This window comes from Herbidospora mongoliensis (assembly GCF_001570545.1).
GTDB lineage: Bacteria > Actinomycetota > Actinomycetes > Streptosporangiales > Streptosporangiaceae > Herbidospora > Herbidospora mongoliensis.
The window spans coordinates 191,974-206,057 of the sequence record NZ_BBXD01000011.1; the positions used below are offsets into that span (position 1 = coordinate 191,974).

At 69.0% G+C, this 14,084-nt stretch carries 9 protein-coding genes; 6 read left to right on the forward strand and 3 right to left on the reverse strand.

Features of this window, described 5'->3' with window-relative positions; translation table 11 throughout:
- Positions 1-77: 77 nt before the first annotated feature.
- A complete protein-coding gene (locus AW272_RS12535) occupies positions 78-2,324 on the forward strand; it encodes a hypothetical protein (protein ID WP_066363970.1) in 2,247 nt (748 codons plus the stop codon).
- 117 nt (positions 2,325-2,441) lie between these two features.
- Here AW272_RS12535 and AW272_RS12540 read toward each other — a convergent pair whose 3' ends face one another.
- Together AW272_RS12540 and AW272_RS12545 are read right to left on the reverse strand one after the other, a co-directional pair.
- A complete protein-coding gene (locus AW272_RS12540; RefSeq protein ID WP_066363972.1) occupies positions 2,442-3,596 on the reverse strand; it encodes an acyl-CoA dehydrogenase family protein in 1,155 nt (384 codons plus the stop codon).
- Positions 3,593-4,108 carry a MaoC family dehydratase gene (locus AW272_RS12545; RefSeq protein WP_066363973.1) on the reverse strand — a complete coding sequence of 172 codons (516 nt, stop codon included), beginning with the start codon at positions 4,106-4,108 and terminating at the stop codon, positions 3,593-3,595. The genes AW272_RS12540 and AW272_RS12545 overlap by 4 nt, the downstream gene beginning before the upstream one ends.
- 109 nt (positions 4,109-4,217) lie before the next feature.
- Between AW272_RS12545 and AW272_RS12550 the strand changes: the two genes are divergently transcribed.
- The 4 genes from AW272_RS12550 (at position 4,218) to AW272_RS12565 (ending at position 10,529) form a co-directional block, all read left to right on the forward strand.
- The gene (locus tag AW272_RS12550; protein ID WP_245657472.1) at positions 4,218-5,138 is read left to right on the forward strand and encodes an inorganic phosphate transporter; all 921 of its coding nucleotides are present in this window, start codon (positions 4,218-4,220) and stop codon (positions 5,136-5,138) included.
- Positions 5,135-5,767, forward strand: a complete 633-nt coding sequence (locus AW272_RS12555; RefSeq protein WP_066363975.1) for a DUF47 domain-containing protein — start codon at positions 5,135-5,137, stop codon at positions 5,765-5,767. The genes AW272_RS12550 and AW272_RS12555 overlap by 4 nt, the downstream gene beginning before the upstream one ends.
- A gap of 13 nt (positions 5,768-5,780) precedes the next feature.
- Positions 5,781-7,367: a hypothetical protein gene (locus AW272_RS12560; protein ID WP_066363976.1), complete on the forward strand. Its 1,587-nt coding sequence runs from the start codon at positions 5,781-5,783 to the stop codon at positions 7,365-7,367.
- Positions 7,368-7,634: 267 nt separating this feature from the next.
- A complete protein-coding gene (locus AW272_RS12565; protein ID WP_066363977.1) occupies positions 7,635-10,529 on the forward strand; it encodes a carbohydrate-binding protein in 2,895 nt (964 codons plus the stop codon).
- A 72-nt stretch (positions 10,530-10,601) separates the two neighbouring features.
- Here AW272_RS12565 and AW272_RS12570 read toward each other — a convergent pair whose 3' ends face one another.
- Positions 10,602-10,943 carry a hypothetical protein gene (locus AW272_RS12570; protein ID WP_157518510.1) on the reverse strand — a complete coding sequence of 114 codons (342 nt, stop codon included), beginning with the start codon at positions 10,941-10,943 and terminating at the stop codon, positions 10,602-10,604.
- A 215-nt stretch (positions 10,944-11,158) separates the two neighbouring features.
- Between AW272_RS12570 and AW272_RS12575 the strand changes: the two genes are divergently transcribed.
- A complete protein-coding gene (locus AW272_RS12575) occupies positions 11,159-13,930 on the forward strand; it encodes a glycoside hydrolase family 48 protein (RefSeq protein WP_083958249.1) in 2,772 nt (923 codons plus the stop codon).
- Positions 13,931-14,084 lie beyond the last annotated feature (154 nt).

Sequence of the window (14,084 nt, forward strand, 5' to 3'; positions counted from 1 at the left end):
CCGCGACGGGTCACCAACCGTCCAGGAAGAACCCGCTTGTTCCTACTCGCCTGAATACGCTTCCGGGAGTCGCCCGCATGGCTGTTGCGCCTGTCGACCAAAGCCTTCTCGCGCCGCGTTCCGCCGCACTCCCGGTCGCCGTCGGAGTCGCCGTCCTGGGCTTCGGCGCGCTCACCGTGTTCTCGGGGTTCGGCCTGGGTACCGACGGCCTGCCGGGGCTGTTCACGTTCCGGGCCGCCACCATCGGGGATGGCCTGCTGTTGCCTCTGCTGAGCTACGCGTTCGTGCGTGCGTCGGGCGGCGTCGCCGCGTTCCGCCGCCGGGTCGTCGCGTTCACCTCAGTGGTCTTTTTCCTAGCTGGCGCCGCAGTTCAGGCGCAGTGGCTGCTGAACCCACAGCCACGGGTCAACTGGACGCTGCCGCAGGCGCACTACTTCACTATGCCCGGCTGGTGGCATGCTGCCTTCTTCGCACTGGTCATGGCGTTTCTGGGGGGCGCCGCGATCGCCGTTGTTGCGCGGCTGCGCGACGAGGGGATCGCGGTGGTCGAGTCACGGATCCGGTCTCTGGGTGCGGTCGGCACTTTGGCCACGGCATTCGGCTTCATGGCGCTCCTCGCCGTGGACAACGCCGCGACCCCTCGTGACGTGCCGCAACTGCTGGCACTGCACCTCGGCACAAGTGCGGTGCTGGCCCTCGTGCTGCTCGGGCTCGCCACACGGGGCCGGTTGCTCGGCCGGGCCGCCCAGCTGGTGATCACGGCGCTGCTGCCGGCGGGCGCGCTCGCCTATGCGTTCCCGCGCGACCCGCGGTACGACCTGTGGATCGCGCTGGTCGTGGTTATCGCCGGGCTGACAGGCGTCTTCGCCGCCGGCGCACTCGCTGCGGCCACCGTGGCTCAGCGGTGCGTCCTTTCCGCGATCCTGCTCGTATGCGCCGTCGGACCGATCCATCAGGCTGTGATGGCCGCGGCGGAGCCACCTCGGCTCATCACGGTCGCCGTCGTCGGCGTCGTGCTCGTCCTGACAGCGACCCTCGCGCTCCGGCTACTTCGCGATGACCGGGCGGATCCGCTGTGGACCTGGGTGATTCCCCTCGGCATGGTGCCAGTGGTCGGATACGCGCTGACGGGCCAGTACTTCGCCGCCCACCAGCCGGCGAACCCCCTGGCCGTCAACTTGACCGGGGTAATGGCCGCCGCCCTCTTCGTGACAGTTACCGGCCGGTCCATTCGGGCCCAGTTCAAGCCGGTCATCGAGGCCGAGCAGGACGGCCCGGTAGCGCCGCGCCTCGGCCAGTTCAAGATGCGGGCGTACGCCGGGATCGCGGTCGCCTACGTTGGCGCTGTTCTGGCCAGTATCGTCTTCGCCGGGAGCACGACCCCGGCCGCCGACTGGATTGCGGGGTCGGTCTCCTGGGCGGACGCGCTCCGCCTCGGTGGCGTGGTCGCGATCATCGCCGTGACGTGTGCCGGACTCGCCCTCACCGCCGCGTTGCCGATCGGCCGCGGCACCCGACACGCCCTGGTCATAGCGCTGTGCCTCGGCTTCGCCGCCGCCCTGGCGGCGTCGATCGGCGAGCAGGGATTCGCGGGCTGGCTGCCGCTGACGCTGTCCGCCCTGGCGGGCTTCGTGACGTTCTGCTTCGTCACCGAAGGGATCATCAGCAACGCCGGATACCTGCAGAACGTGGCCATCGGGTGGGGGGAACGTTTGGTCGCCGTGGCGTGCGGCATCGCCGGCGCGGCGACGACTGTGTGGATGACCGGCCCGGCGCTGCAGTCGTCCGCCGCTGACACCAGCCGCGGTGTCGTGCCCGGCTTGGTCGGCTTACTCGTCGGCGCCGCCGCCTGCCTGCTGATCCCTGCCCTTGCCGCGCTTACGTTGCCCGGCGTGCGCCCGCCGCGGCAGTTCACTCCGAACCGGCCGCTCCACGGCATCCTGCAGGACAGTTTCGTCGTGCTGGTGCTCGCTGTCAGCGCGGCGTGGGTGCCGACGTTCTTCTTCGCGCACGTGCAGGGGCTGGCCAACTGGTGGGGGCTCGTACTTTTTTACCTCGCGCTGATGGGGGACGCGTATAAGTACGTGATGAAGAACAATCTGGCCCATGTCCGCCAGCAGCGCGAGCGGATCCACGCGCAGGCGGCCACCGCCGGCCGGGGCGTGACCCCGGACGAGGACCGGGCGCTCGCCGGGCTGGAACGGCATGTAGTTCGGCAGAACGTCCTCGCTGTCGTACCGCTGTTCGCGTTGCTCTTTCTCGTGATTCCCTCCGTCTTCGGGGGGCTGGACGACGAGGGCTTCAACCAGTACTTCAAAGTGTGACCAGCTCCGCGCCGGGATCCCGGTGTCTGAAACGCACCCACCACCCACTTCACATGACGCGCATCGAACGCTGAACACACCCGCAGGGAGATCCGAGCCGTCGAGCTCCCAACCGACTCACCAGCCGACCTTGAGCGTGCCCTTCAGCAGAGCGCGGGCGATGACCATCCGCTGGATGTCGTTCGTGCCCTCGCCGATGGCCATCAGCGGTGCGTCGCGGTAGAGGCGTTCGAGCACGAACTCCTGCGAATATCCATAGCCACCATGGATGCGCATGGCCTCCATCGTCGTGGTCAGCGCCATTTCCGAGGCGAAATACTTCGCCATGGCCGCCTCACCCGTCACCGCGCCCTGCTCCGACCGGGTCGCCGCCCAATAGGTCATCAACCGCGCGGCCTGGATCTCGGTCGCCATGTCGGCCAGCTTCAACTGAACGGCCTGGAATTCGGAGATCGGCTGGCCGAACGCGGTTCGTTCCTTCGAATACGTCAATGCGGCGTCGTAAGCGCACTGCGCCACCCCCACCGCGCGGGCCGCGATGTTGATGCGCCCGAGTTCGAGCGCCGCCAGCACCTGCTGCAGCCCCCGGCCCTCGACCCCGCCCAGCAGTCGCTCGACAGGGACAAGCGCCCCGTCGATGACGACCTCGCACGTCTCCGTCCCCTTATAGCCGAGTTTCGGCAGGTCACGGCTGACCTGAAGGTCGCTCTGGTCGATCAGGAGCACCGACATGCCCTTGTGCGCCGGCGTCTCCGCCGAGGTCTTCACCAGCACGGGCAGCGGGTCGGCGTGGCGGGCGTTCGTGATCCACGTCTTGGTGCCGGTCACCACATAGTGGTCACCGTCGCGGACCGCGCGGGTGGTGATTCCCTGCAGGTCGGTGCCGGCCCCAGGTTCGGTCAGAGCGATTCCGGTACGCCGTTCGCCCGACGCCCACCCCGGCAGGAATTCCTCTTTCTGAGAAGCGGTCCCGTATTGGGCCACCATCCACGTAGCCAGGGAATGCGACCCGAGAATCCCCGCCACTCCCATCCACCCGCGTGCGATCTCCTCGAACACGAGGGCGAAGGAAACCCGATCAAGTGAGAGCCCTCCGTACTCCTCGGGAACCGTCATCCCGAAAAGGCCAAGCGCCTTGAACGATGACACGATCTCCGCCGGATACCGCCCCGACCGTTCCCATTCGACCGCGACCGGCACGATCTCGTCGTCGACGAACTCACGCAGCGTCTGCTGGAAGAGGCGCTGTTCCTCGGTCAGGTCGAAGTTCATGCCAGCGGCCCGTTCTTCGCGACCGGGAAGAAGCCCTTGTCGTGGGGCGCGTCCCGCTTGTAGACCATGACCGACCGACGCCACGACATGACCTCGTCGCCGTCCTGGTTCAGGCCGCGGGTCCGGCAGGTCACGATGCCCGCGTAGGGCCGCGACGCGGATTCCCTCACGGCCTCGACCAGCGACTCCGCATACAACGTGTCCCCGATGAAGACGGGATGCGTCAGCCGGATCTCGTCCCATCCCAGGTTCATCGAGGCGTTCTGGCTGACGTCGATGACCGACAGGCCCAGCACGATCGCGACCGACAGGCCCGAGTTCACGATGATCTTGCCGACGGGAGCCTTCGCGGCGAAGTGGGCGTTGAAGTGGTTCTGGTTGGTGTTCATCGTCAGCAGGGTGAACCAGGTGTTGTCGGCCTCGGAGATCGTGCGGCCCAAGGGGTGCTGGTAGACGTCGCCGACGACGAAATCCTCGTAGTAACGCCCGAGTTGGGCTGGATACACGGTCACTTCCCTATCGTCCCCAGATCTTCCCCGGAGTGATCACCCCCTCGGCCGGGAATCACTAGGTAAACAAATGGTGAACAAAAGGCAAACGAGGAGATATTTGTCTGCCTCATTGGCTGTTCTCGCCGGAGTTTTCGCAATCGTTTCAGGGGTCAACGACGGCGGCGCCCTGCTCGGCGCCGGTCTCCGGGTCCCCGGTGTGCGCCCGCTGGTGGCGCTCTTCGTCCTGGTCGCCGCAGTGGCCGCGGTGCCGATGCTCACTTCACGGGTGGCCGCCACCTTCACCACTCGGCTCGCCTCACTGCCCGGGGCGGCCGGGCAGGTCGCGATGACCGTCGCGGTCGTCTGCGCGCTGGTGGTGGTCCTGGTCCTGAGCAGCCGGGGGTGGCCGACCAGTCTGACGCTGGCCATCGTCGGCGGGCTGACGGGGGCGGCCGTCGGCCTCGGGCTGCCCGTGTCGGCGGGTGCGGTGGGGCTCGTGCTGGGAGCGGGGATCGCCGCGCCCTTCGTCGGGGCCACGGTGGCGGTGCTCGCCAGCCGGGTGGTGTCGCTGGGGCGGGCGCAGTCGCTGCCGCGGCTGCACTGGGGCGGGTTCGCGATGCAGTGTCTCGCCTATGCCGCCAACGACGGGCAGAAGATGCTGGCCGTCTTCCTCGTCGGGCTCGGGGTGGGCGGAGCTCCTCCCCTGGTCTGTCTGCTGGTCGCGGCGCTCTTCGCGGTCGGCGCCGTCTACGGGCTGCCGCGTGCGGCGCGGACCCTCAGCCGGCAACTGCTGCCCGCCCGTCAGCTGCACGCGGTGGCCGCCGGGCTGGGCAGCGGGCTGTCGGTGATCGGCTGCGCGGCGGCGGGAGCGCCGGTGAGCATGACGCAGGCCATCGCGGGCGGCTTCGTCGGCGCGGGGGTCGCCGACAGCGTCCGCCGGGTGCGGTGGGCGGCGACGATGAAGATCGTGCTCGCCTGGACGTTGACGCTGCCGGTCAGCGGCCTCCTGGGGCTGGCGGCCGGACTGATGATCAGGGGGGTGGCCGCTTGAGGCGGTTCCGGCGGGTGGTCGGCATGATGCGGGGGCGCATGGACAGCACCCTGTCGGAGGCACTCATCGGCCAGTTGGAGGCGACCAGGGAGGGCGCGTGGCTGGCCATCGCCATGAGCGGCGGCGAGATCGGCCGCACCAAGGCCCACCAGGCGATGCGGGAGATCGAGCACCGGGGCGACACCTGCCGGGCCCGCCTGGTCGCCGAACTGTCCGGGGCCCTGATCACCCCGATCGACCGGGAGGACCTGTTCCGGCTGTCCCGGTCGATCGACGACATCCTCGACTCGCTGCGCGACTTCGTCCGGGAATCGCATCTTTACCGGGTGCGCGGCCGCCAGCGGTTCGCGCCCATGCTCGACCAGGTCATCGTCGGCGTCGACGCGCTGGAGAAGTCGGTGCGTGACCTGGCCACCCGCTCGTCGGCGGTCGGCCACGACGCGCTGGAGGCCAAGAAGGCCGGCGGCACGATCAAGCGGATGTATCAGTACGAGATCGCGCGCATCCTGTCGGCGGAGGTCACCCCCGAGGCGCTGCGGGAACGCGAGCTGGTGCGCCGCCTGGAGATCGTGGGCACCGCGATCCGCGAGGCGGCCGACGCCATCGCCGACGGCGCGATGAAACGGTGAATACAGTCGGGGCATGCGAAGATCACTCCCCTTCCGGCGGCTCACCTCGGCGGAGAAGAGGTTGGTAGCGGCTTACCCGACGGGAGAATGGGTCGACGTCCACGAAGAACAGGGGCAGGCCACCTGGGCCGATCGGCTCTCATCGGCCTACGGAGGTCTGACCACCCTCCGGGCAGGTCGCGACCGCGTCGTGCGGGCCGAGGTGATCCGGGCCCTGCTGCTCGGAGTGCGGCCCGCCGCGCCGGGGCAGGTGGCCGCGATCCGGTTGATCGGTGCCAGGATCGTCGGGGATCTCGACCTTTCCGGGGCCGAGGTGACCTCGACCCTGCATCTGATCAACTGTCGGGTCGCCGGGGTGATCGACCTGGTCGAGGCGCAGACGCGGGCCCTGCGCTTCCGCGACTGCGAGATCCTGCGGCTCAGGGCTGGGCGGGCCCGGATCGACGGTGTTCTCGACGTCGGCGGCAGCACGCTGAAGGAGGGCATCCGGCTCGACAACGCCCACGTCAGCGGGCAGTTACGGATGTCGGGATGCCGGCTCGGCTGCCCCGGCGGCTGGACCCCCGAGAACGCGGGATGGTCGAGCGCCCGCTACCCCGGCGACCCGCGCGAACAGGACCAGAAGCACACCGCGCTCTGGGCCGGCGGGCTGGTGGTGGAGGGCGGCGCGTTCCTGCGCGGCATGACGGTCACTGGTGGGCTGCGGCTGACAGGCGCCCGCTTCAACGGCGGCCTGTGGCTCCAGGACACCACGATCACCGCCACCGGTCGCTACGCCGTCCACGCCGACTACCTGCACGCCACGGTCATGAACATGGCCGAGGGATTCTCCGCCGAAGGCGAGATCAGCCTGCGCGTCGCCCGGATCAGCGGCACCCTGTCGTTCAACGGGGCTCGGCTCAAAGCCAAGGAGGGCCTGGTCGTGCAGACCCGGCATCTCGAGGTCGGCGAACTCCTGCTCACGCCAGAGTCGATCGAGGGCGGGGTCGACCTCGGATACACGCGGGTCGGGCTGCTCGCCGACCGTCCGGAGAGCTATCCGGGCTCGGTCCGTCTCGACGGGCTCGTGTACGAATCTCTCCGCAGCCCCGCGACGCTCCGCGACCGCCTGGCGTGGCTGACCCGACACCCCGTCGGCTACCGCCCGCAGCCCTACGAGCAACTGGCCGCCTACTACCGCCGGATCGGCCACGAGCCCGACTCCCGCCGGGTCCTGCTGGCCAAACAGCGCGCCCGCCGGCGCACGTTACGCGTGACGGGGCGGGCCTGGGGCTTCGTGCTCGACGCCGTCGTCGGTTACGGCTTCCGCCCCTGGCTGGCCGGGGCGTGGCTGGGCGCGCTGCTCACGGCGGGGACGGTCGTCTTCTCCCTGGTCAACCCCGTCCAGATCAGCCTGGACGAGCGCCCCCGCCACTTCAACGCCTTCGTCTACACCCTCGACCACCTGGTGCCGGTGAGCCTGTTCGAGCAACGGGCCGCCTGGGAGCCCACCGGCTGGACGATCTGGGTGGCCAACGCCCTCATCGCGGCGGGCTGGATCCTGGCCACGGCGCTCATCGCGGGCGGCACCCGGGTCCTGCGGCCCGGCCCAGGCAGCTGATCGTCCGGGCTGGGCCGTTCCCTTAATTCCGGAAAGTCCTCGCCGGCGAACCAGCCTGGATATCGCCCGCTTTGTTTGGTAGCAATTGGCGGTATGGCCGATGAGCCGAATCCAGCGATAAATTCTTTTTTCTCACCGACCTCGCGGCGTGCGCTTTTCGGCGCCTTGATGTTTTTGGTCATTGTCGGCGGTTCTTTCTGGGCGGCCGGGGGATTCCCTGAGGCGACGTCATCGCACGACCCGGTCGCGTCCGCCCCCTGTCCGACCGTGACCGTCACCTCCACCGGCGACCCCGTCCCGGTGGCGGAGACCCCCGAGGCCGTACCCGACACGGACCCCTGTGTCATGCTCGAACTCGGCGGCGACCCCACGGAATTCGCCTATGCGAGCTTCGACGGATGGGGCGAAGCCGGGCACCCGGCCCGCAGTGCCAGGACCAGGGTGACGGTGGAACCGGCGACGCGGGCGCAAGCCGATGATTTTCCCCTCATGGACGAGCTCAAGAGATACATGGTGGTACCGGACCCTCCACCCGCCGGGTCTGAATTCGTCAAGGTCTCGATCGTGCACACCCTCCGCCTGAAGGAGGGCGACCCGCTTCTCGCGGATGCCAGATCGCCGGACGCAGTGGAATTCAGCACGGCGTTCATCCAGTCGGGACTCGGGTCCATAGACACGGATGCCACCACCAAATACCTGCAGACCTTTTTTTATCCGCCGCAAGTGACACCGGACACCGGAGGAGGTGCCGTCGTCACCGTCCGCGGCCTGGGATACAGCAGTTTCCCGGAGAAGGAACCGCTGTTGGGGCTGGAGCTGGCCGCGTGGAGCGGCTCGGACTCGTACACGGAAGCGGTGGTCGGGTCGCACATCGTCCAGATCCGCTTCGAGGGCTGGGATGTGATCGGCGTGGTCGGACAGGTTCCCGCCAGGCTGAGCACAGGAGCTCTGGACCTCGTCGGCGGTGTGGCGACCAGCATCGCGCTGGCCCAGCCTGGCGCGGACATACCGGACTTCACCGCATATCTGACCCAAGGCGGCACACTGACCGACAGGGCGGCTGAGCCCCCCGAGGCCGCCGCTCCCGATCTGTCCATCGTGCGGGAGGGGTTACCGATGGCGGCGACCGTTCTCGCACTACTTGTGCTGGTCGTGCAGTGGCTGGGGCGAGCCTGGTGGCGGCGGCGCCTCAACCGGTTCCTGGTGGCCGGGACCGTCACGCTGTACTTCGCGTCCGCCTTTCTCCTCAACTCGGACTGGGCAGGTTACGCGGGGGCGCTGATCTGGGTGGCGCTGGTGTGCGCGCTCGCGGTCAACCACGCGGTGCGCAGGGTCGGGCCGCCACGTTGGGCTCGTCGCGATGTGCTCATCGGCTCGGCGGTCCTACTGGCCGCCGGGGTGGCACTGATGGTGACGGCATTGTCGTGGAGTCTGGAGTCCGTGGAATGGATCGCGGTCCTGCCGGTCGTCGCGCTGCCCGTGTTGTTCACCGTGATCCGGTCGTGGCGCCGCATGGCGTTGCCCGTCGCCGGGGTGACGTTCGCGACTCTCGGCCTGATCCTCTCGGCGGGCGGGCGGGCGCCGAGCCTGCCGCTCGAACTGGCGGCGATCGCCGGCACGCTCATCTGGCTCGTCGTCCTGGCCGCGGCCATCGCGGTGAGCGCGGGCGGCTGGACGGGAACGCACGCGCTCGCGCTGGTCATGGGCGCCGCCGCCGTTCACGTCGCGCAGTGGAGCGTGCAAGGCTCCCTGGACTGGCTACGTCTGGCAACCTTCACCGCGCCGTTGCTCCTGGTCATCCTGCTGATGCTCCGCCTCCGGCGGCTCGGGCGGCTGCCCGCGGCGGTCGCCTTGGGCGAGACCCGTGCGTCGGTGGCGTTCCTGGCGATGGTGTTCTATCTGTATCCGGCGGGGATCGGCAGCATCGGACTGGCGTCTCTGGTCGCGCTGGCGGCCGTCTGGTGGTTGTTGTCAGGAGCGGCGGCCAAGCGTCCGCCCGAATTCGCCGCGATCACCACCGAAGCGCACGCCGCGGTCGTCGCCGCGGCGATCCATCGCCGGTTCATGCGCCTGGCGCTGCGCCACCTGTACCGCACCGGGCGGACGCGGCTCGGCACCGGGGAGATGACCGCCGCGTCGTTCGAGGAACAGCGCACCGCGCTCGAAGGGGCGATCGCCTCCGACCATCCGGGCGCCGTCGACCCCGACCTGGCCTTCGCCACCTCGGGCGGGCGCACGCCCTGGCAGAACGGCGTCGCCGGACTACTGGTGGCCCTCGCGGTGACGGTGCCGTTCACTCTGGTCTACAAGCGGCCCTTCGCCGAGCCGACCGACGCCGTCACCCATCTGCTGGGGACGCGCATGTTCCTCGGGCTGCCCCTCTTCGGGCTGATCTACGGGTACTTCTATCCGCGGATCCGCGGTGACCATCCCCTCTCCAAGGCCGCGAATCTCCTGGTCGCCGTCCTGCTCGTCGAAGTGGCGGCCATCCTGCCCGAACTCTTCGGCGCGGAGCCGCCCGGCGACAGACTCAGGCTGCTCGCGATCGTCATGGGGGAGGTGACCCTCCTCGCGGTCGTCCTCGGGCTGTTCTGGGAGGGACGGCTGATGCGGCTCGCCCGGGAGCCGTGGCACCGGATCCGTGGGCTGCTGAGCGTGCGCGGGCTGGCCGCACCGCTGTCGGCTCTGACGATCGCGGTGGTCACCACCGTCGGCGCGCCCTTCGCCAACAGGTTGGTGAGTTCGCCGGCAGAGGTCCCCGCAGGAGACCTCGGCCGCCGGATCGAGGCCGAGTCGGCCACCGGCACCGGCGTGCGTCGCGAACCCACCGGGGACGTCACGGGCGGGTTCAGCGCGGTCACCGGGATCAGCAGGGGCGACCGGCTCTCCTACGACATCGACCTCGGCCCCAAGACGGCGAGCAGCATCCGGATCCGGCTGGCGAGCGGGCTGACGGAGAGCGCCGGCGGGCAGATCGAGGTTCTCCTCGACGGCGTCACACCCATCGGCACGCTCGGCATCCCCCTCACGGGTGACTGGCAGAACTGGAAGACGGAGGTGGAGGCCATCAATCGCTTCACCGGAAAGCACACGGTGGTGCTGCGCTGCAAGGCCGCCCGGCCCGGCGACATCGTGAGCATCAACTGGATCGAGTTCACGTGATCACGATGTCCGGCACGGAGAAACGGGCCGCCGGGAAGCCTGCCCGGCGGCCCCCAACCGCGAACCACCTGATCAACGCTTGCGGCGCATGACCTTCCGCAGCACGAACAGCGCCGCGATGCCCACCGCGATCGCCACGCCGGGGCGCTTCTTCGCCTCGGCCGTCAGGCGGTCGGCGGCGTCCTTGAACTGGTCGGGGGTCACTTCGGCGGCCTTGGCCGACACGACCTCGCCGGCGCCGCGCACCTTCTCCTTCACGGTGTCGGGGATGTGCTCCTCGACGCTCGCGACCGCCTTCTGGGCGGCTTCCCGCACCTCGGGCATCTTGTCCTCGACGGTCGCGGCGACCTTGGCGGCGGTCTCGTGGAAAGCGCCCTCGATCTTGGCGGCGGTCACCTTGGCGGCGTCGGTCATATCGTTCAGTCTCTCGTTGGCCATGCGCGCGCGACTACCCGCAGGTGACGCCCTCACACGCTTTGACAGATGAGGTGAAAGTTTCAACTTCACGCAGGGCAAAGGGCGGCGAATGCGGACGTCGATTGACAGGGATTCGGGCTATCCGGGCATGCTGTGCGGTGGGAGCGCTCCCATCCCCCTGTGCCCCCTGAGAGCTTGGAGTACCTCCGACAATGGCGATACGTGCCTATCGCAAACGTGCCCTGTGGGCGGCCGTGGTGGCCCTCTGCACGGGTGCCGTGACCATGGTCGCGCAACCGGCGTCCGCCGCCGTGACGTGCGACGTGACGTACGTGACCAATGACTGGACCACCAGCCCCGGCCAAGGCGGATTCACCGCCAACGTCACGGTCAGGAACACCGGCGACGCTCTGAGCAGCTGGAACCTGGGCTTCACCTTCCCCAACTCCGGCCAGCGCGTCACTCAGGGCTGGTCGGCGAACTGGACCCAGTCGGGCGCCAACGTCACGGCGGCCAACATGCCGTGGAACAACTCCCTCCCGAGCGGCGCGACCCTGTCGCTGGGCTTCAACGGGACCTGGTCCGGGAGCAACCCCAAGCCCACCAGCTTCCGCGTGAACAACGTGGTCTGCGGCGGCGTCCCTTCCCCGAGCCCGTCGCCGTCGCCGTCGCCGTCGCCGTCGCCGAGCCCCTCGCCGAGCCCGAGCCCTTCCCCGAGCCCGAGCCCCAGTCCGAGCCCGAGCCCGAGCCCGCAGCCCGATGGGTTCGTCCGAGTCTCGCCGACGTCGGTGCTGGTCCCCGAGGGCGGGTCCGCCACGGCCGGGGTGTCGCTGTCACTGCAGCCGAACTCGAACGTCACGGTCTCCCTGTCGAAGGCGACCGGCGGTGACGCCGACCTGACCACGGCGTCCACGACGCTGACCTTCACGCCGAGCAACTGGAACGTCCCCCAGATCGTCACGGTGAGCGCCGCGCAGGACTCCGACACGACCGGCGGCACCGCCCGATGGTCCCTGTCGACGAACGGGGGCGGGGTCTGGTACTTCTCCTCGTTCCTGGACGCCACCGAGGCCGACGACGACGGCACGCCGGGCAACCAGTACGTCGAGCGGTTCACCTCGCTCTACAACAAGATCCACGACCCGGCGAACGGCTACTTCTCGCCGGAGGGCGTGCCCTACCACTCGGTCGAGACGCTCCTGGTCGAGGCCCCGGACCACGGGCACGAGACCACGTCGGAGGCCTACAGCTACTACCTGTGGCTGGAGGCCGTGTACGGCCAGGTCACCGGCGACTGGTCCAAGTTCAACACCGCGTGGGCGTCGATGGAGAGGTACATCATCCCCTCCACGCAGGACCAGCCGACCAACTCGTTCTACAACGCGAGCAGCCCGGCGACCTACGCCGGCGAGTTCGACGCCATCAGCTCCTACCCGTCGCAGATCACCCAGGGCGTCTCGGTCGGCGTCGACCCGATCGCGGCCGAGCTGCGGTCGACGTACGGCACCAGCGACATCTACGGCATGCACTGGCTGCTGGACGTCGACAACACCTACGGCTTCGGCCGCTGCGGCGACGAGACGACCAAGCCGGTCTACATCAACACCTACCAGCGCGGCCCCGAGGAGTCGGTCTTCGAGACCATCCCGCAGCCGTCGTGCGACACCTTCGCGCACGGTGGCCCCAACGGCTACCTCGACCTGTTCATCAAGGACAGCAGCTACGCCAAGCAGTGGAAGTACACCAACGCCCCCGACGCCGACGCCCGCGCCGTGCAGGTGGCCTACTACGCCAACGAGTGGGCCAAGGCCCAGGGCAAGGGCTCGCAGGTCTCCGCCACGGTCGCCAAGGCCGCGAAGATGGGCGACTACCTGCGCTACGGCATGTACGACAAGTACTTCAAGCAGCCCGGCTGCACCAGCACCTCGTGCCCGGCCGGCACCGGCAAGAACTCCTCCAACTACCTGCTGAGCTGGTACTACGCGTGGGGCGGCGCGACCGACGCGTCGGCCGGCTGGGCCTGGCGGATCGGTTCGTCGCACAACCATGGCGGCTACCAGAACCCGCTGGCCGCCTGGGCCCTGTCGACCCAGACCGACCTGCGCCCCCGCTCGGCGACCGGCGCCTCTGACTGGGCGACCTCGCTCACCCGTCAGCTGCAGTTCTACAAGTGGCTGCAGTCGGACGAGGGCGCCATCGCCGGCGGTGCGACCAACTCGTGGCAGGGTCACTACGCGACCCCGCCGTCGAACCTGCCGAAGTTCCACGGCATGACCTATGACTGGCAGCCGGTCTACCACGACCCGCCGTCGAACCAGTGGTTCGGCTTCCAGGCCTGGTCGATGGAGCGCGTCGCGTCGCTCTACTACGCCAGCGGCAACGCCGACGCCAAGACGATCCTCGACAAGTGGGTCTCCTGGGCGATGTCGAACACCATCATCAACGCCAACGGGACCTACCAGATCCCGTCGACGCTGCGCTGGTCCGGCGCCCCCGTCGGCAACTGGAACTCGCCCACCGGCATGCCCCCGGCCAACCCGGGGCTGCACGTCACCGTGGCCGACCACACGACGGATGTGGGCGTCGCGGGTTCGTACGCGAAGGTCCTGATGTACTACGCCGCCCGCGCCAACCACACGGGCGCCAAGAACATGGCCAAGGCGATCCTCGACGGCCTGTGGCTGGTCCAGGACGCCAAGGGCGTGTCGGTCCCGGAGACGAAGGCCGACTACAACCGCATCGACGACCCGATCTACGTGCCCCCGGGCTGGACCGGCACGATGCCGAACGGCGACCCGATCAACCAGAACTCGACCTTCCTGTCGATCCGCTCCTTCTACAAGGACGACCCCGACTGGCCCAAGGTCCAGTCCTACCTGGACGGGACCGGCCCGGCCCCGACCTTCACCTACCACCGTTTCTGGGCCCAGGTCGACGTAGCCGTCGCCATGGGCGAATTCGGCCGCCTCTTCCCGAACGGCTGATCCCGCGAGCTGGGGGGTGACGGCGCCGGACCCGCCGTCGCTCCCCTGTACCAGCACGACAGGAGCCCCCTCCCGAGGGGGCTCCTTCTTTTCTCCGGTACGCCCGCGCCCGGGAAGTGAAAGTTTCAGCGCGCAAAGGCACTGGTCACAGGCC